Consider the following 18,945-nt stretch of genomic DNA (forward strand, 5'->3'; position numbering starts at 1 on the left):
AATGCTGCCGTTTCCAGCAATAGTCCCGGTGAAGCCCGAGGAACTTTCACCTTTCGAAAAATTTAATCAACTTGTGGCCAATGCCCTCGGTACCGTCTATGGCATGAGCATTGGCTATGTGCTGATTGTGGTACTGCTCGGTTTCGGAATCTACGCGACAATTCGCACCGGTGCCGTCCAGTTCACCATGTTTTCTAAAATGTGGAAGACCGTGATGGGTTCCCGGAAAGGCTCCCATGGAGGCATCAGCTCTTTCCAGGCTTTCGCGGTGGGCTTGGCTGACCGTGTCGGCACCGGCAACATCGCCGGGGTAGCTATCGCGATTACCCTGGGCGGTGCCGGCTCCATCTTTTGGATGTGGATTGTGGCTCTGGTCGGTATGGCGAGCGCTTTCATCGAGGCGACCTTGGCCCAGATGTTCAAGGTCCGCAATCCCGACGGAACCTTCCGCGGCGGCCCGGCTTTCTATATCGAACGCGGTCTCGGCTCGCGTGCCTGGGGCTCCGTCTTTGCGGTTTTGCTCATTTTCACCTACGCTTTCACCTTCCAGCTGATTCAGGCCAATACCCTGGCTAGCTTAGCAAAGGCAAACTTCGGGATGCCTACCTACGCCACCGGACTGTTGCTGGTAGCCATCACCGCGCCTTTCTTTATTGCCGGGATTCGTTCGGTAGCGCGTATCGCTGAATATCTGGCTCCGCTGATGGCAGTCATTTACATGACTTTGGCACTGATTGTCATTATCGAGAATATCGGACAACTCGGTACAGTTTTCGCCATGATTTTCCAAGGCGCTTTCGGTGCGAACTCGGTAGCAGGTGGTACTTTAGGCGGGCTCTTTGCGGCTCTGATGAACGGCACGAAGCGCGGCTTGTTCTCAAATGAAGCCGGTATGGGTTCCGCCCCGAACGCGGCTGCGACCGCCACTGTGTCCCACCCGGTTAAGCAGGGAATGATTCAGTCCCTAGGTGTATTCGTGGACACCATTTTGGTCTGCAGCGCTACCGCTTTCATCGTGCTGCTCGGAGGGGTCTACGATCCGAACGCGGCTGAACAGCCTTCTGACGGCGCGGCCCTCACGGTTGATTCCCTGGCCGCGTTGGGTCCCTGGACTAAGCCGATTATCCTCATCGTCATCTTTATGTTCGTTTACTCGACTTTGCTGGGTAACTTTAGCTATTCCGAAGGCAACATCAAATACCTGCTGGGCATCGAAAACAACGCGTGGATTGTCAAGGCGATTTCCATCATCGCGGTGTTCCTGGGCTCAGTGCTTTCCTTGGAAATGGTGTGGAACTTGGGCGACTGGACCGCGGCGTTGATGGCCATCATGAACTTGGTGGCTTGTACCCTGCTGTTCAAGTGGGCTCTGGGCGCCCTCAAGGATTACCAGCACCAACTGGAAACTAAGAGCGAGGACGAAATTCAGTTCTGTTCCACTGACAATGCGTTCCTTCCCGGTGAGCTTCCCACCGATATTTGGACGAAAGAAGCTATCGCGCAGGGACGCAACATTTCTAGTGACCCGACTTCGTGGGAACACGGAGATTAATCTGAAAACAAGTTGGCCCCAGGAACCGCGGTGTTCCTGGGGCCAACTGCATCCCCTCTCGCACGGAGTCGCTACCGCCACGGAAGCATTCGGCCTTTTCGTATGCGCGCGGCAAACCCGGTAGCATAGAGGGGCGTGAAAACGCGATGACAACGAACTATTGAAGGAAGTAAACGTGAGCGATCTGATTGACGAACTGACTTGGCGGGGCCTGATTAAGCAACACACCGATTTGGACGCGTTGCGCCGGGCTTTGAACGAAGGTCCGCTCACGTTCTATTGCGGCTTTGACCCGACCGCGGCCTCCCTGCATCACGGGCACCTAGTACAGCTCATCATGATGCGCCATTTGCAGCTGGCAGGACACCATCCCATCGCGCTGGTCGGGGGAGCGACCGGTTTGATTGGCGACCCGCGCATGACTTCGGAACGCCAGTTGCAGGACAAGGAAACGGTGGCGGGCTGGGCGGACCGTCTGCAGCACCAAATCGAGCGTTTCCTCGATTTCGAGGGCGATAATCCGGCGCGAATGGTCAACAACCTGGAGTGGACCGCGCCCTTGTCCGCGATTGATTTGCTGCGCGACCTGGGCAAGAACTTCCGGATGGGTACCATGCTGTCCAAGGACGCCGTGGCGCGGCGACTCAAGAGCGAAGAAGGCATTTCTTTTACAGAATTTTCTTACCAAATCCTGCAAGCCAATGATTACCTGCAGCTGTACCGCAAATACGGCGTCACCTTGGAAACCGGGGGCAACGACCAGTGGGGCAATCTGGTCGGGGGCATGGACCTGATTCGTAAGGTTGAAGGCAAAGATGTCCACGTGATGACGACGCCTCTGATTACGAAATCAGACGGCACCAAGTTCGGCAAATCCGAAGGCGGGGCGATTTGGCTCGATCCGGAAATGTTCAGTCCCTACGCGTTCTACCAGTTCTGGTTGAACACTGAGGACGCCGACGTAGTCAACTTGCTGAAAGTCTTTACTTTCCTGAGCCGCGAGGAAATCGAAGCATTGGAAACCGAAACGAAGCAAAACCCGGGGAAGCGCGCTGCCCAACGAACTTTGGCTGAAGCCGTGACCACCCTGGTGCACGGGGCGGATCAAACCGAGCGGGTGAAAGCCGCTTCGACAGCGCTGTTCGGTCGCGGCGACCTGCGCGAGGTAGACGGGAAAACCCTGGTAGCGGCTACTGCGGACCTGCCGCGGACTCAGGCCGTGCTGGGAGAAACCAATATTTTGCATCTGTTGGTGGACTCGGGGTTGGAAAAGGGCATTGGGGCGGCAAAACGTACTGTCGCCTCCGGGGGTGCATACCTGAATAACGAAAAGGTTGAGGACGAAAGTCGGGTCGTTACCGCCGCAGATGTGCTGCCGGGCGGGGTTGTCTTGTTCCGGAAAGGCAAACGGCAGCTCGGCGTAGCCGTTACGGAATGAAGGCAATGACGGTTTTTTTCCTAAACCGCGTTCACCTTTCGTAGATGGGTATTCTGTCCTAAGATGGATGTATATCCCAATGGTGTGATACTGAACTGTCTAAGGAGACTGCGATGTCCGATACGGAAACTACGACGATTTATCCTTCTGCCCAAGCCGAAGCCCAAGCTCGTCAGATGCATCAGCGCTGTGAGGCTTCTTTCCGTAGCTTGGTGCCAAATCTAGAACGGGTGGTGGGGTTGCCGGAAGGTCGTCCGTTGCGGGCGGTCAGGTCTCCGTTTACCGGCATAGATGCTTTCGGAGTCCCCCAGGCCACTCTGGCAGACTTGGACCAGGCCATCGTGCGCGCCCGCAACGCGGGGCGGCGCTGGGGCAAGGCTCCTGCCACCACTCGGGCACGGTTTCTGTACAAACTTCATGACCTGCTGTGGCAGCACATGGACGAGATTCTCGACGTGATTCAGTGGGAAACCGGCAAGTCCCGCTACCACGCCTATGACGAGATTCAGGATATTGCCCTGAACTGCCGCTACTATGCGCGCACTCTCTCTCACGCGGTTCGCGATGAGCGCCGCCGCGGGGCGTTTCCTGGTGTGACGCGCACTTTCGTAATGTATGAGCCCAAGGGAGTTGTGGGGGTAATTGCGCCGTGGAACTACCCGCTGTCGATGGGGATTACGGACGCTATCGCGGCTTTGGCTGCTGGTAATGCCATTGTGACCAAGCCGGATTCCAACACTCCGCTGTCGGTGGTGGTCGGCAAAGCCCTGATGGTCGAGGCCGGGTTGGATCCTGATTTGTTCATTATGGTGCCCGGACGTGGCTCCGAGCTAGGAACCCCGCTCATTAAGCAAGTCGACTACATGATGTTTACCGGTTCCACCGCTACGGGACGGATTATTGCCAAGCAATCGGGCGAAAACCTGATTGGGGTTTCGGCTGAACTGGGCGGCAAGAACCCGATGATAGTGCTGGAGGACGCAAGGGTTGACGACGCGGTGCGAGGCCTGGTGCGGTCTGCCTACGCCAATACTGGTCAGCTTTGTGTTTCCATTGAACGTCTCTATGTCCAAGACTCGATTTATGACGAGTTCAAAGCTAAGCTCATCAAACGTATCAACGATATGAAGGTTGAGGTTTCCTTTGATTGGGAGGCCGATATGGGGGTTCTAGTTTCCGACCACCAGCTCGAAACGATTGATACCCAAGTTCAGGACGCTCTGAGCAAGGGCGCGGTAGCTCTGGCCGGCGGCCATGCACTGCCCGAAATTAGCTACACCGCTTATGCGCCCACCCTTCTGGAAGGTGTCGAGGAGGGAATGACCCTGTACGACCATGAGACGTTTGGTCCCGTGGTTTCTCTGTATCGTTTCCATACCGATGAACAGGCCATAGCCCTGGCCAATGACACGAATTACGGCTTGAACGCCTCGGTTTGGGGCAAGCCGGCTCACGCTGTGGCGGTGGCGCGTCGGATTGAGGCGGGCACGGTCAATGTCAACGAGGGGTTCACCGCCGCCTGGGGTTCCACCGATGCTCCTATGGGTGGCTGGAAAGATTCTGGTCTGGGGCGTCGCCACGGTATCGAGGGCATCCATAAATACATGGAATCGCGTACGATTGCCGTGCAAAACCGCGCGGTACCTATCGCTCCGGTTATGGGATTGAGCCAGGAACAATATGTCACGGTCTTAAAATTCGCCCTGAAAGCTATGCGGCGACTGCATCTCTAGGGACGCATTTCCCTCTTCGCGATGGGTTCGGAATCGTGTCGTAACTCTCGGTGTGACCGAACCCGTCGTCCTTTGCAGGGCCGGAACGTTTAGCGGGGGATGTAGTAGCGTACCCGCCAGGCAGCGTCCCCAGATTTCGGGCGCCAGTTTTCGTCCGAACGGGTCAGATCCAGTTGCCAGCGAACCGGATCGATGACCGGGGCATAAGCCACCGTGCTCATTGGAGGCACCATCGCGGTCATGTCCAGCTGGGTGACTACCAGTAAATCCGCCAGTCCCAGCTCCATGACTTCGCGATACACTTTCGCTCCGCCGGTAATCCACACCTGGGGGGTGTTGGCGCACAGTTCCAACGCTTCGTTGAGGCTGTGGGCTACCTCGACATCAGGGGCGGTGAACTCACGAGACCCGGTGAGGACGATATTGCGTCGACCGGGCAGCGCCTGTCCCAGGGAGAGGAACGAGGCGCGTCCCATAATCACTGGATTACCCATAGTGGTGTCTTTGAAATGCTTGAAGTCCGCGGGGACGTGCCACAGCATTTTGCCGCCAGCACCCAACACTTTTGCCTTGTCCTCAGCCCAAATCATCCCGAGGACACCGATACCGTGTCCGGCGCGGGATTCAGTCGGTGAGCCCTCCGGGATGGGGGTCGGGTCAGGAGAGACTGGCGGAGTCCATCCGTAGGGATTGTGTACCGGTTTATTTGCGCCAGTATTCAAGCCGACCATGCTGCCTCTCATGTCAGACCGCTACGGGAGCGGAAATCTTGGGGTGGTGTTGATAATTCGCCAGACGAATCATGTCAAAAGTGTAGCCGTCAATGGAGTCGGCTCTATCCAGTTCCAAAGTGGGGAAGGGGAAAGGATCGCGGGACAGCTGTTGAGTGACCTGGTCCACGTGGTTGGCATAGATGTGGCAGTCTCCGCCGGTCCACACGAGTTCGCCGACCTGTAAATCAGACTGTTGAGCCAGCATATGGGTCAGCAAAGCGTAGGAGGCGATGTTGAAAGGCACCCCCAGGAACATATCCGCCGAACGCTGGTAAATCTGCAGGGAGAGCCGGCCTTGCCCGACCCAGCATTGAAAGAAAGCGTGGCAGGGAGCCAGAGCCATCTGATCCAACTCCGAAACGTTCCAGGCCGACACCAGCATTCGTCGGGAAGAGGGGTCGTTTTTCAGGGTATCGAGCAGGTTTCTCACCTGATCCACCGGGCCGGCCGCGGTGGGCCAGGCACGCCACTGATGACCGTAGATCGGTCCCAAATCCCCCGAGTCGTCTGCCCACTCGTCCCAGATATGGATGTTGTTCTCCTTAAGCCAGCGGTTGTTCGTCCCCCCCTGTAAGAACCACAGCAGTTCGCCGACCACGCCGTGCCAGTACAGACTCTTGGTCGTGATGGCGGGGAATCCTTGCGAGAGGTCATAGCGCAGCTGGCGCCCGAAAATCGAGCGGGTTCCCGTGCCGGTACGGTCGGGTTTTTCCACGCCGTGGGACATAATGTCGGCTAATAAGTCCTCGTATTGGTGGTCGGTGATGGTCATATCTTCCCTTCTTAAACACGCTGAAGGCGGTATAAAACCACTGTATCAGGGACCCCTACAGCAAAAATTCGTCCGCCTTGACGGTCTCTTTGGCGAAGGCGTTTTCAATGGTCTTTACCACGGCTCGCTCTACGCCCGCCGCAAAAAAAGGAATCGCGCAGGTAACTTCGCCCTCCAGCGTAATCTCGGTGCCGGACTGCGGAGTTGGCTCAGATTTCGCCACCATAGTGGTCGAAAACTTTACGGGGACACCCGCCATCGAGCCGCTCATAGTGCCGTTCTCAACCCACCCGGACTGATTCAAATCCCAGACTTCCACCACTTTTAGGTTCAGCCCGGTATTGAGCTTGTTGGCCAGTTGGTCCAGGTATTCAGTAGAAATGGACACGGTGGAAGATACCCGGATACGGTTATCGACCAGGCTCAAATCAACTTGGGCGTGATCATCCAAATCCGCCCAGCGTTTTTTATAGTATTCCGGGTTTTTTAACATCGCGGTGACTTGGGCGCGAGATCCGGGATAAGCCAGGGTCTGGGTGAATTTCATGTCGGGTCTCTCCTGAAGCATCAATTACCCTTATATTCTAAATGCAGGTTGCTCAAAACACAGCCCAACGCATAACCTGAGAAGGTGTCGACGTTTAAACGCTCCCTGGGGGAACCCCCATTCCAGGTATTGACCGAAGATGCTGTAGAACAGCTGTATCGTTTGGTGTCGGATTGGCAAATCATCTCTGACCTGTCCCAAGCCGATTTGTTGCTGTGGCTGCCGAACCGTTATGACGGCATGTCTTGCGCGGCTCACTGCCGTCCAGCCACCGGACCTACGGTTCACCTCGATGACGTGATTGGGCTGAACTTGCCTGCCACTCGTCTGCCCTTGCTGGAACAGGCCCAGTTAAAAGGCGAGATTATCGAGAACCCCGTACGCCGTTGGACGGGTATGAACACGGTATCCGAGGTGCTGGTGCCCGTGCCTTTTGCGGGACGAAACATTGGAGTCCTGGCGATTGAAACCAACCTGGCTTTCCAGGTCGGCGAGATTGGTGGCGAGGGTTGGTTTAAAGCGGTTTCCCGGACACTGTGGAAGATGGTGGCGGCCGGAGACTTTCCTTTCGAGGTCACTCCGACTACCGGTAAGCACGGCAATCCCCGGGTGGCCGATGGGGCCTTGATGCTGGATAATGAGGGGCTGGTAGAACATTGTTCACCGAACGGGATTTCTGCTTTTAAACGGCTTGGTTTTCACAACCAGCTCCATGGTACGAAACTTAGCGACTCCATCTTGCCGCTGTTGGAAAAAGGCGCCGTCATCGATGAGGATTTGTCAACGGTGCTTCGGGGAAGATCCTCGGCTATGGCCGAGATTGACGTGCGCGGAGTGGATTTGACCATTCGTTCGCTACCGCTGGTCGAGGAAGGGGAACGGATTGGAGCCCTGCTGCTGTGCCGTGATGTGACCGAAAAACGCCATCGTGAAAAGGAACTGTTGAGCAAAGATGCCACCATTCGCGAAGTGCATCACCGGGTGAAAAACAACCTCCAAACGGTCAGTGCTCTGTTGCGCCTGCAAGCTCGCCGTTCAGATAACGCGGTGGTTCAAGAGGAATTGTCTCAGGCGGAACGGCGAATTTCGATTATTGCGATGGTGCACGAGGCGCTGTCACATACAGTTGATGAGACCGTGTCTTTTGACGACATGTTCCGTAAACTACTGGCTTTGGTGGCGACCGCGGCGTCCTCCGACCACTTCGTGGAGACGCGTTTCTTGGGCAGCTTTGGGACGCTGGGAGCGGACTCGGCCTCTGCCCTCGGGTTGGTGCTTACCGAGCTGGTGACCAACGCAATCGAACACGGTTTAGAAGGTCGTGGCGGGGTGGTAGAGGTCGAGGCCCACCAGGACTACCACAACGAGACTTTGGTGGTGACGGTGACCGACGACGGACACGGCCTCACCGGCAAATCGGTCGGTTCAGGCTTGGGCACTCAGATTGTCCAGACTTTGGTCAAAACCGAACTGGTCGGGACGGTGCAGTGGGAAAACCGAGAGCCTCCCGCGAGCGGTACGATTGTGCGCCTCACCGCTACCAAGCTGTAAGTCGGCAGCTTCCGGTAGCCTGCTGGGCTAGTAAAAAAACCGTGGTGGTGAGCCACTTAATGCGCTCACCACCAGCGGGGTCTTTCCCGGGTTTGACGCCCCCAGAGGCGTGTAACTTAGAGGCTCGAAGCGCGGCGCGCACGGGCATTGCGGGCATTGCGACGCTTCAAAGAACGGCGCTCATCCTCGCTGGTGCCGCCCCAGACGCCGGCATCTTGGTTATTGTCCAGAGCCCACTTCAGGCAAACGTCCACAACCTGGCAGGTCGCGCACACGGCCTTAGCTTCTTCAATCTGAGCCAATGCCGGGCCGGTGTTCCCCACGGGAAAGAAAAGTTCAGGATCTACGGTTAAGCAAGCTGCTTGATCACGCCAGTCCATAATTGCTCCTTAGAGTTCGGTGCAAAAGATTCGGTTAGGGATTTGTAAAACTTTTGCGTGGAATAAATTCGACTTAACAAGGGTGACATCATTCCAGCGCATTTTCAAGAGATGTAAATGAAGAATTTTTCAAAAATCAGGTGATATGTGTCACATTAGCACTTGGAGGGAGTAGCGCGCCCACCTCGGAGCCCGTCTGATAAATCGCTGGAAATTCGCCAATAACCTGGATTTTTCGGACGAAATCCATCTCGATATCGAGGTAATTTGCCGCCCGGTGTCTGGCTTCGATGGTGTTTCCTAAATGGGTTAGCGTCACTTTCCGATTGGTAAAATTTGGTAATGAGAGGGTTAAATTTCCCGGCATAAGCCCAGGTGAACGCAATTCTAGGAATGTTAGGTCAAACTTCAGGCTACTCTCAATACGCTCCCGTAAAATATTCAGGTTAGGGGTGTTATGTTCAGAATTGGAGACAATGACAAAGGTATCCCGGTCAATGTGTTCAAGTTCAAAATCTTCTGCCTCAATCACCTGATAGCCGAGACGGCGATATTCCCGTTTCAATTGAGCCACCAGGGGACGCATCTCGGTGAGGTCGTCCACTACCCAGTGACGCCGCGCGGGCGAAAGGCTCAGCCAATCACGGCGCGATGAGGACCAGCCTAACGTAACTTGCTGAGCGGAGCGGGGCATTTCTCGATGGGAAAACACTTTCGGCAGATCTGTTAAGACAATTGCCTCGCCGCTCGGGGTCGTCGGTTTGCCGTTAGGAGAGCCCGTACCAGGCATGATGCCAGCCATTTCAACTAAACCCTCACAGTTGGGCAGACCGATTTGGGCGGTGGCACACGTGTTGCCGATTTGCCACACCCCGCGGCCGGGCGTAACTACGGCAGGCAAAGCCTCGCTCAGGCGCCCGCGCACTCCGTTGGATTCAATGCCGGCAGAATGCAAATCCACCGTATCGCGTGGGCACAACACAAACTTTTCCCCAGCCAAGGCCCCCCAAGCCGTATGCCCAGCGCTCAACGGAGCCGTGAAAGCCAGCAAATAGCCCCCCGCCCCATTTTCGCTCAGCAACGTTTCCAGGCGCTTGACCCCTTGGCCCGGATAGAGCCGTTCCAGCTCGTCTGCCAGTAAATCCGCGCGGTCAATAGCCACCGCGGCCCCTTCTAAACCACGGTCAGCCGCTAAGGATATGAATTGATCGAGTTTCCACAAGTCTTTCGGGGAGAATACGGTGAGAATGCGTTGGAGCGGGGAGGCCAACGGTTCGCTCAGTCTGCTCCACCGGTTCCAGAAGGCCGACGGATTGGGGGTGATGACTATCACCGAGCGATTTTGCCCCAGCCACGTCGTGATTAGGGTGGCTAGGGCGGTAGTCCGTCCGCTGCCGGGATTGCCGAAAAGCCCCAAGCTCGTTTGGGGCAAACGCCAGCTTTGGCGAGCCTGGTGGGGAAAGTCCAGCAGGGCAAAACTGCCGGGGGGACACGGCGGGGCCAAGGGCAAATCGGGACACCAGATTTCCGGTAGGGGTGCATTGTCGCAGCCTTGCTCCCAGGCTTGGCGAATCTGATTCACACAGTGGCGTACCCAGTCGGCTTTTCCGCACCAGGCGGCTTGTGCCACGCCGGAGGTGAGCCCCTCCCAAAACAGACGCCCCGGAATGGGCGGGAGGCTCGCCGCCCGCGTATCGCTGAGTATCTCGGTCGAGTCTTGGGGAGAACGAACCCGCAGAGCTATCCGTAGGTTGGTATTAGCCAGAATCTGGCCGTTAACCACCCCACCGGGCTTTTGCGTAGCCAAAATCAGATGCAGTCCCAGCGAACGTCCGTGCGTAGCCAGGCGAATCAGGTTTTCCAAAGTTTCGGGATGATCCGTGGCTAGGGCGCGAAATTCATCCACCACGATGAGGACTCTAGGTAGCCGTTGTCCCGTGAGCTGGTGATAATGCTCCAGGTCGCGGGCTTTAACCTGGGACAGAACCGTCTCGCGCTGCTTCAGGAATGCCTCCAGGGACGCTAGAGCACGAGAGGTGAGTTGCGGCGTCAAGTCCGTCAATACGCCGTGAGTGTGGGGCAGCGCTCCCAGCGCCTCGAATGCCGCCCCACCCTTGTAATCAAGCAAAATAAACCGTAAATCGCGGGGAGAATAGTGCAAAGCCAGTGCCATCAACCACGTGGTCAGCAGCTCCGATTTCCCGGCCCCGGTCGTGCCCGCCACCAGGGCGTGAGGTCCTTCTTTCACCAAATCAACCAGCCACGGACTATCTGCGGTGCTCACCCCGAGCTGAGCGCACAAGCCTGGGGGAGGTGTCTGCCAGCTTTGGGCGATAGCTTCGGGACTGATTTGCCACCACTGGCTGACATCAACCAAGTCGGGCAGGCTTTCGGCGGGGGGTATGGCGGTCAAGCTAAGGCGCTGCGGATTGTCCCCCAAGGCCTCCAGGAGAGAGCCGAACCAGGCGGCCGTAATAACGCGGCGGCGTGGGGACGGGTTGAGGATACGTTGCGCCCACGGCGGAGGGGTATCGGCGGTGATGGTCATCCCGACTTCGTCCGTCTCCAAATGCGGGGTCTCGCCGGGGTCGAACACGCGAATCACCAGGGTTTGCGGTGAGGCCTGGCCCGGTTCTTCGCGAGGTTTGATTCCGCGCCACGGGTTGGGATTCTTTTCGCTGAGCCGAGCCTGACCAAACAGGATGGCCTGGGCGATGACCCACCGGGCTTGATCTGCGCCTTTTGCTCCTGTGAAACACAGCGTTTCTCCCGGTTGAATCTGCAGGACACGCCGGCGCAGTTTCCGACCCGAAAACACCCGAATCGCGGTGACCTTTTGCGAGGGCATCGTCAGCGGGGTGGCAGAGGCAAGCCACAGTTTTTCCGGATTCGGTACTGCCAGCGCCCGTCGGATGAACACCACCAGGGCAATTGCGCCGGCAATGCCCAGAATCACCAGCAGGCGCCACCCCAGGAAAGCCCCCAAACCCAACATGAGCAGCAGCGGCAGGAACATAAACAAAGCGGTGCGTCCCGCAAACTGTCGCGGCGCCGGGGGAGGAGTCAGACGAAGGTCAGGCGGACGGTGGCTTAGGCGCAAGATGGTGGCCCCAAGTTTTAGGCGCGCACCGGGCTTGAGGCGGCATGCCCGACGTATCCGATGGGTCCAGGGTAACGTTTTCCACATTTTGTACACAGGTGCGGAACCGGGGAACGGCAAAGCGCGCAAAGTTTTTTTCGACGGCTCCAGGTGCAGATTTTGACGCGAGACTTGCGGGTCGCTCAGTCCGCTCAGTCTGCCAAAAATCCCTGGAATCGCTGGCAATGCTTGGCCTGAATCGGGTCCTTTGACAACGACCCAGAGCAACGGAGATGTCAGAGCCGCCCTTGGTTGCAAAAAATGTTCCATACCCTCAAGTTAGGGACCGCAACCGATTTTCGCAAACGGTTATCCACAGGTTGTGGATAACCTTGGGTGAGGACTTGTTGATAACCCTCAAAAAGTTGTGCAAAACCTGTTCAAAGAGCAACTCTATCCCAGAGAACCAGGACAGTAACCGAAGGAACCTAAACCAGGAAAATCAGTGAGTTTGGTAGCAAATCTGGGCAGCGACCTGTTGCGCCTGAGCCTCATCACGCAGCAGAGAAATAATAGCCAAAGCAAAGTCGATGGAGGAGCCCAGCGCCCGCGCGGTGATAATCCGGCCATCACGAATCAAGCCGGTATCGGAATAGTCGGCGTTCCCCAGGCCGTCTTGGAAACCGGGATAAACAGTTGCTCTGTGCCCATCGAGCAAGCCCAGCGCCCCCAACACGGTCGGCCCGGCGCACACCGCCGCCAGATTCCCCTGGTGAGAACGCAGAATCTGGGATAGTTTGGCTGATGCCTTGAGATTATTTACCCCGAGCTTGCCACCGGGAATAATCAGGACTTGTTCGCTGCTAGGAGCAAAGTTGTTGATGTGAACATCGCAAGTCAGGGGAACCCGGTGGGAACTCACGATGGTTCGCGCCTTTTCATCATCACCGGCGGCATCGTTGACCGCCACCGTTTGTATCTCGATGCCTCCGCGCCGCAGCAAGTCCACGACCAGCAGGGCTTCACATTCCTCGACACCATCGGCCACAAAAATACTGGCTTCCATTTCGTCTCCTAACCATCAGAATCAGTTTCGTATCCAAGTATAGCGACGGAAGGGTTCGCGGGGGGTCTCAGGAAGGAAGCCCCGGTTAATTTCGGGCGACACAGCGACAAATTCTGTGCAAACAGCACCGGGGCGAAACTGCGGATTTTTCGTCTCCGGCTGGCCTTAAGATGGAATCGTGAAGAAAAAAACCTCTATCCCTGAGTCTGCTTTAGCCCAACATGCTGACCTGGTGGACCAAATCGAGGCGGCGCGCACGGACTACTACGACGAAACTCCTGAAACCGGCGTGACCCGGCTGAGCGATGCGGACTATGACGCCCTGTTCGTACAACTGCAGCTGTTGGAGGCGGCCTACCCCGGCCTGGTGACCCCGGACTCGCCAACGCAAACAGTCGGGGGTAGCGGGCAAACGGCTAGCTCGGAGGGGTTCCCCCCGCATCGCCACCTGCAACAGATGGGGTCTATCGATGACGTTTTCTCTTACGCGGAGGTTGACGCCTGGTGGGCGCGGGTGGAAAAAAGCCTGGAAGGTCAGGATTTCTCGGTTTCTGCCGAGGTCAAGGTAGATGGGTTGGCCATGAGTTTGACCTACCTTCACGGGACGCTCGAGGTTGGGGCTACGCGCGGGGATGGATTTACCGGCGAGGACGTGACTGAAAACGTGAAAACCATCGCGACCGTGCCGGTACTGCTCGATGGTGAAATAGTGCCGGAACTGGTGGAAATTCGCGGCGAAGTATACCTGCCGTTGGTGGATTTTGACGCTATGAATGCGGCCCGCGAACGGGACGGAGAAAAACCGTTTGCTAATCCGCGCAACGCGGCCACCGGATCTTTGAAACAAAAAGACCCCGCCCAGGCGGCAAAGCGTCCCCTCGCGTTTTTAGCCCATGGGGTTGGGGAAGTACGTTGGGCTAGCCCCGAAGCGGTAGCGCAGCTGGGGACCCAAGAGGACTTTTATGAGTTATTGGAATCGTGGGGTTTGCATTCCGTGCGGGAAACCCCCGCCAGCTTGGGGTTACCTCTGGCGGGAATGCGCTCCCTCTCCGAGGTTCACTCGGTTTTAGACCAGATGACGGCGCATCGTCACGATTTTGCCCACCAGATTGACGGCGTAGTGCTGAAAGTTGACAGCTTTGCACAACGGGACGCCCTGGGGTCTACGGCGCGGGCGCCACGTTGGGCGTGTGCCTACAAGTTTCCTCCCGAAGAGGTCCACACCCGTTTGCTGGGTATCGAGGTGCAGGTGGGACGCACCGGACGAGTCACACCTTTCGGGGTGATGGAGCGGGTCTTGGTTGACGGCTCCTACGTTTCGCGCGCCACGCTGCACAACGCCAAAGAAGTCGCCCGGAAAGACGTACGGCCCGGCGACACCGTCGTGTTGCGCAAAGCAGGGGACATCATTCCCGAAATTTTAGGGCCGGTAATGTCCCTCCGGCCAGCTGGTTTGCCCCAATGGGTGATGCCCGATACCTGCCCCTCCTGCGGGACTAGGCTCGGAGCGCAAAAGGAAGGTGACATTGACTTACGTTGTCCCAATCAGTCGGGATGCCCGGCACAGATCACCGAGAGGCTCATTCACGTAGGCTCACGCAACGCCTTGGACATTGAGGGCTTGGGTGAGGAAGGCGCTCTAGCGCTAACCCAGCCGGAGTTCGGGCGCGCCGATGTGGCTGCTGCCCTCGCGGCTGGGGGTCGCTGTGAGCTGGAGGACGGAACCATTGTCGCTGTTCGGCCTGGTCAGGAACTCGGCCTGGAAGCTATCGAGGATCTCTTGCCGCCTGTTCAGTCCCCGGTCCTGACTTCAGAAGCGGGTTTGTTTGCTTTGCAGCCTGAGGATTTACGCGACGTGATGGTGTGGCGCGAGATTCCGGGCACTGACGGTCGGGATTGGCAACAGGTTCGGTTCTTTTGGGCGAAACCAAAACCATTGCCGAAAGCCGCTCAGGAAGCTACCGGACAGCGCTTCGGGCCTCCCGTGGCTGGGAAAGTCGTCCAGACGTTCTTTGAGCAGCTACAAGCTGCGAAGTCAAAAGAACTGTGGCGGGTTTTGGTGGCCCTATCCATTCGGCATCTGGGCCCGGTCGCGGCTCGGACCATAGCCCGACAGTTTGCCACGATGTCTGCTATCCGAGCCGCTAGCGTGGAACAGCTCGGTGAAGTCGAGGGAGTAGGCGAGGTCATTGCCGCCTCTATTCACGACTGGTTCACAGTCCCGTGGCATCAAGAAATCGTTGATGCTTGGGAAGCCGCGGGAGTCGGGGCAGTCAGCCAAGCTGAAACGGCGAGCGGAACCTCTCTGGCTGGGGAATTAGCACCAACCCTGGCCGGCCTGACCGTAGTCATCACCGGAAACGTCCCCGGCTACACTCGTGAATCCGCCCAGTTAGCGGTAGAAGCCCGCGGAGGGAAAGCGACTGGTTCGGTATCAAAAAAAACTGACCTGGTCGTGGCCGGTGCAGGCGCGGGGTCAAAACTGGCGAAAGCCCAGGCGCTGGGCATTCCCGTCATCGAATCTGCTGACTTCAACGCCCTGCTAGAAAAGGGCTTGTCGCGAACCTGAGCCAGTCCTGCGATTGGCGGCAGCCCGGGTCGAGACGTGGGCAGCATGGTTCTGAGCGCAGTGCAAGCCGCGGGTAGCCACCGGCGGATTCCTGACGTGTGGGCGAAACCCCTGAATATCCAGCTCTACAAAACCGAGCCGAGCGGGCGCAACAGACGCTCAATGACCCGATTAACGACGGGTCGTTCCTCCCACTGCTCCAGGGTGAGTTGCCGAGCGTTGGTCAAGTCGTTGAGGAACACTTGTTCCATCTGGTCGGCCAGGTCGGTGGAAAAAATCTCCATATTAATTTCATAGTTGCCGGTCATAGACAGACGGTCGATGTTCGCGGTCCCTATTGTGGTCCAGCAGCCGTCGGCGGTAGCGGTCTTGGCATGGACCATAGCCTCCTGGTAGAGCCAGATTTCCACCCCGGCCTCCAACATTGGGGAATAGTATGAGCGAGCCACCCAGTCGGCCGCAATATGGTTGGAGGTTTCCGGCATCAGCACTTTAATATCCACCCCGCGCCACGCTGCCGCAATGAGTTCGTCCAAAATATCCCGATCCGGAATGAAGTAAGCCTGAGTAATCCAAAACCGCTTTCGAGCCTTGTTCAACGCTTTGATATACAGGCCGCGGACAGGGAATAGCAGACGGTTCGGTTCGTTGCGAGCCACTTCGATTTCAGGAATCCACTGGCGGGGCTTAAATTGGGGCAGCCTAGGCAGATGCCGGGTTTTATGAGCATTCCAAAAATCGGTGAAAGCGTCGGTCAGCTCCCACACTGACGGGCTGGTCACACGCAGGTGGGTATCGCGCCACTGAGTCGCATAGAGTGAACCGATATTGTACCCACCAATAAACCCAACCTTGTTGTCAACGGTGAGGAGTTTGCGGTGGTCGCGCCCGGTGGAACGCAGCGAGAGAAAGAACGAACGAAACAGCCCGAAACGCAGAACGTGCAGGTTACGTAGGTGAGGGAAGCGAGTCATGGCGGAGGGAACATTGATGTTGCCGAAAGCATCCCAAATAATGAAGACCTCGACCCCGCGCTTGGCGGCGTCAATCAAAGCCTCTTTGAACAAATGCCCGATTTCGTCATTCTTCCAGATGAAAGTCTCAAAGAAGACGTGAGATTGCGCCGAACGGATGGCTTGCAGCATCGCGGTGTATACCTCAATCCCCGAGGTGTAGACCTGCATCTTGTCCTCGGCGAAACTGATTTCGGGCAGTTGAGTGATCGGAAAAGGCTTGACAGTGGACTGACGCCAGGTTCTCAGAGTATCGATAACGACTGTTATCGCCCCGGCAATGAGCTCAAACAGCAGGAACCCACCAAAAAATCGTGCCAACACTTTGGGCAGTTCCTGAGGGGTCTTTACCGCCAGTTCAGAAAGTCGGGTAAAGAAACGGGCGAGTCGACGGAATGCCTCGCCGCGGGGCTTGACATTGCTTTGTTTAAGAATTTCTTGCATTGGGTTTTTCGTTTGTTTCCTCATGCCAACGTTCCTTCCACACTAGAAGTTTAGAGGATAAACCCAACAAAAACAGAAAGGAGAACAGTTATCATGGGGGACAAATCATTTGTTAGCGTGTATTGATGAGGATAAAGTTATGCTCCACGTGCGTCTCACCCCCTGTAGAACCGCGGTCTCGATAGCCGTTGTTTTAACGTTTGGTCTAGCATTGACGTCCGTTGCGCAGCCATCGACGAGTTATGCTGAAACAAATCTCGAGTTAACACGGATTGCTGGCAACTCAAGGATTGAAACTGCAGCCGAGGTAGCCCAGCATTTTTGGCCTAGTCCAAATGTAGTTTTTGTGGCTCGATATGATGTGGCTGCTGATGCTCTAGCTGCTGGTTCTTTAGACGAGGGTCCTATTTTGTTGGCTCGTCCCGATGGAATAGGCAATGATGTCTCCCTCGAGTATCTGCGTTCCAAGCATCCTTCCCAGGTCATCGCGCTCGGGGGACAAGGCGCCGTCCCGGACGCCGTGCTGCAGGAATTTGCGCAAGCAGCTGCAGGAGCATCGACTGCGCGAATCCAAGGGGACAATCGTCAGGAAACCTCCTTAGAAATCGCCAAGCGTTCCGCACAGGGAAAGTGTCCTACAGAGATTTATCTCGCCGGCGCATTTGGCGCGGATGGACAAGGTTCTCCCGACGCAGTTGCAGCCGGAGCACTGTCCAATCCGCTGTTATTGGTTTCCGAATCCTCAGGATTAACCGCAAACCAACGCCAATACGTCGATAGTTGCGTTGCTCAAGGTACTCAAGTTGTTCAGCTTGGGGGCAGGAATTTGCATTATCCGGCTGCTTTTTCTCTGGATGGAGCAAATCGCTATGAAACGGCCGCAGCGATTTCCGGCTATGCGCAGTCTTCAAGAGTTTGGCAGCCCATGCTTTCCGCCTTTGGCTACGGCGTTTCGGGGGCAAACAAGGGCGAAGCTCCCGCTCGGACCAGAGTCATTGTAGCCAGGGGAGACAATTTCGCAGATGCTATAGTGGCAGGTTCGGTGCCTTTTGCCTCTATCTTGCTGACCAACAGTCAAACTCTCGCCGAAGCTGCCGGAGGAATGCTTCTGGGAAACAGTGCTAATAGTACTGTTTATATTTTTGGAGGCGAAGGGGCAGTAGCTGCCTCGGTGGAACAGGAAATTATCTCTGCTCTACAAGGAAACTGGATTCCCTGGCGTCTTCGCCCCACCATCAGCGAACCGGAGAATTGTCCCGTTACTAAACCGGAATGGGAGTCTCAAGGGCTGCAACACGTTGCTCTAGTCGGGTTACGCTGCGTGTCTAGAGACATTGGCGGGTTCCAGTGGATTTCCGGCAAGCGCGGCAATCCAAATACAGATTCGGGGGAGCATCCTCGCGGATTGGCCATAGATTTGCCTATTGCCGGGGCTGGTCCCTGGTCAAGTCAAGCCGCCATAGATTACGGGAACCGAATCGTGTCGTATTTCACAGCCAACGGGGAGCTACTGCACGTCAAATACATCATCTTCCGGAACACGATTTATCAGGCTTCATGGTTTGAAGGCGAACTGATGAAAGAACCGGAACTGGCCACCAATGTTACTCAAGATCACTTTGACCATGTGCACATTAGTTTCTTTGACCCGGCGGAACTGGAAATGATGGAACAACCCTAAGCAAATAGGGTTAAGCACCGCGCTGCGTTTTTCGCTAGACTCAGTAATATGTCGACTATTGATGCTGATGAAGTGAGGCGCGTCGCTGGCTTGGCCCGAATTGCGCTGACCGAGGAAGAAATCCACAAATTCGCCGCTGAACTGGATGTGATTACCCAGGCGGTAGCGAAAGTCAACGAGGTAGCGAAACCGGACATTCCGGCGACTTCGCACCCAATTCCGCTCACTAACGTGTGGCGTGAGGACGAGGTGGGTCAATGCCTCGACCACGATGAGGTACTTCAGGCCGCCCCGCAACCAGACCGCGGGATGTTCGGCGTGCCCAAGATTATCGGGGAGGAGTAACT

General features: G+C 56.6%; 14 protein-coding genes. 7 read left to right on the plus strand and 7 right to left on the minus strand.

The features are described 5' to 3' along the window. Nucleotide 1 precedes the first annotated feature (1 nt). The 3 genes from SPI05_RS00305 (at nt 2) to SPI05_RS00315 (ending at nt 4,723) form a co-directional block, all read left to right on the plus strand. Nucleotides 2-1,552: an alanine/glycine:cation symporter family protein gene (locus SPI05_RS00305; RefSeq protein ID WP_321075084.1), complete on the plus strand. Its 1,551-nt coding sequence runs from the start codon at nt 2-4 to the stop codon at nt 1,550-1,552. Between the two features lie 175 nt (nt 1,553-1,727). Beyond that, complete coding sequence (gene tyrS, locus SPI05_RS00310; protein ID WP_321075085.1) at nt 1,728-2,990, plus strand: tyrosine--tRNA ligase; 1,263 nt, start codon at nt 1,728-1,730, stop codon at nt 2,988-2,990. Nucleotides 2,991-3,103: 113 nt separating this feature from the next. Then, entirely contained in the window at nt 3,104-4,723 is a 1,620-nt protein-coding gene (locus SPI05_RS00315) for a succinic semialdehyde dehydrogenase (RefSeq protein WP_321075086.1), read from the plus strand. A gap of 89 nt (nt 4,724-4,812) precedes the next feature. Here the strand turns inward: SPI05_RS00315 and SPI05_RS00320 are convergent, their stop codons facing one another. From SPI05_RS00320 to SPI05_RS00330, 3 genes are read right to left on the minus strand one after another with little or no spacing between them, the layout of a single operon-like run. Then, a complete protein-coding gene (locus SPI05_RS00320; protein WP_321075114.1) occupies nt 4,813-5,454 on the minus strand; it encodes a dihydrofolate reductase in 642 nt (213 codons plus the stop codon). Between the two features lie 13 nt (nt 5,455-5,467). Beyond that, nucleotides 5,468-6,268: a thymidylate synthase gene (locus tag SPI05_RS00325; protein ID WP_321075088.1), complete on the minus strand. Its 801-nt coding sequence runs from the start codon at nt 6,266-6,268 to the stop codon at nt 5,468-5,470. 55 nt (nt 6,269-6,323) lie between these two features. After that, nucleotides 6,324-6,836, minus strand: coding sequence for a DUF2505 domain-containing protein (locus SPI05_RS00330; protein WP_321075090.1), 513 nt, complete (start codon nt 6,834-6,836; stop codon nt 6,324-6,326). Between the two features lie 63 nt (nt 6,837-6,899). Between SPI05_RS00330 and SPI05_RS00335 the strand changes: the two genes are divergently transcribed. Continuing rightward, a complete protein-coding gene (locus SPI05_RS00335) occupies nt 6,900-8,366 on the plus strand; it encodes a sensor histidine kinase (RefSeq protein ID WP_321075092.1) in 1,467 nt (488 codons plus the stop codon). Between the two features lie 116 nt (nt 8,367-8,482). Here the strand turns inward: SPI05_RS00335 and SPI05_RS00340 are convergent, their stop codons facing one another. The 3 genes from SPI05_RS00340 to SPI05_RS00350 form a co-directional block, all read right to left on the minus strand. After that, a complete protein-coding gene (locus tag SPI05_RS00340; protein WP_295027371.1) occupies nt 8,483-8,746 on the minus strand; it encodes a WhiB family transcriptional regulator in 264 nt (87 codons plus the stop codon). A 136-nt stretch (nt 8,747-8,882) separates the two neighbouring features. Beyond that, nucleotides 8,883-12,155, minus strand: coding sequence for an FtsK/SpoIIIE domain-containing protein (locus SPI05_RS00345; protein ID WP_321075094.1), 3,273 nt, complete (start codon nt 12,153-12,155; stop codon nt 8,883-8,885). A gap of 172 nt (nt 12,156-12,327) precedes the next feature. Beyond that, nucleotides 12,328-12,891 (minus strand): DJ-1/PfpI family protein, encoded by a 564-nt coding sequence (locus tag SPI05_RS00350; protein ID WP_321075095.1) that lies wholly within the window; start codon nt 12,889-12,891, stop codon nt 12,328-12,330. 175 nt (nt 12,892-13,066) lie between these two features. Between SPI05_RS00350 and ligA the strand changes: the two genes are divergently transcribed. After that, entirely contained in the window at nt 13,067-15,460 is a 2,394-nt protein-coding gene (ligA, locus tag SPI05_RS00355) for an NAD-dependent DNA ligase LigA (protein WP_321075116.1), read from the plus strand. Between the two features lie 125 nt (nt 15,461-15,585). Here the strand turns inward: ligA and SPI05_RS00360 are convergent, their stop codons facing one another. Then, nucleotides 15,586-16,917: a phospholipase D-like domain-containing protein gene (locus SPI05_RS00360; RefSeq protein WP_321075097.1), complete on the minus strand. Its 1,332-nt coding sequence runs from the start codon at nt 16,915-16,917 to the stop codon at nt 15,586-15,588. A 139-nt stretch (nt 16,918-17,056) separates the two neighbouring features. Here SPI05_RS00360 and SPI05_RS00365 point away from each other — a divergent pair, with 139 nt between their 5' ends. Together SPI05_RS00365 and gatC are read left to right on the plus strand one after the other, a co-directional pair. Next, nucleotides 17,057-18,598 (plus strand): cell wall-binding repeat-containing protein, encoded by a 1,542-nt coding sequence (locus SPI05_RS00365; protein WP_295027375.1) that lies wholly within the window; start codon nt 17,057-17,059, stop codon nt 18,596-18,598. 48 nt (nt 18,599-18,646) lie between these two features. Beyond that, a complete protein-coding gene (gene gatC / locus SPI05_RS00370) occupies nt 18,647-18,943 on the plus strand; it encodes an Asp-tRNA(Asn)/Glu-tRNA(Gln) amidotransferase subunit GatC (protein ID WP_282921785.1) in 297 nt (98 codons plus the stop codon). Nucleotides 18,944-18,945 lie beyond the last annotated feature (2 nt).

The organism is Mobiluncus sp. (assembly GCF_034180645.1).
GTDB lineage: Bacteria > Actinomycetota > Actinomycetes > Actinomycetales > Actinomycetaceae > Mobiluncus.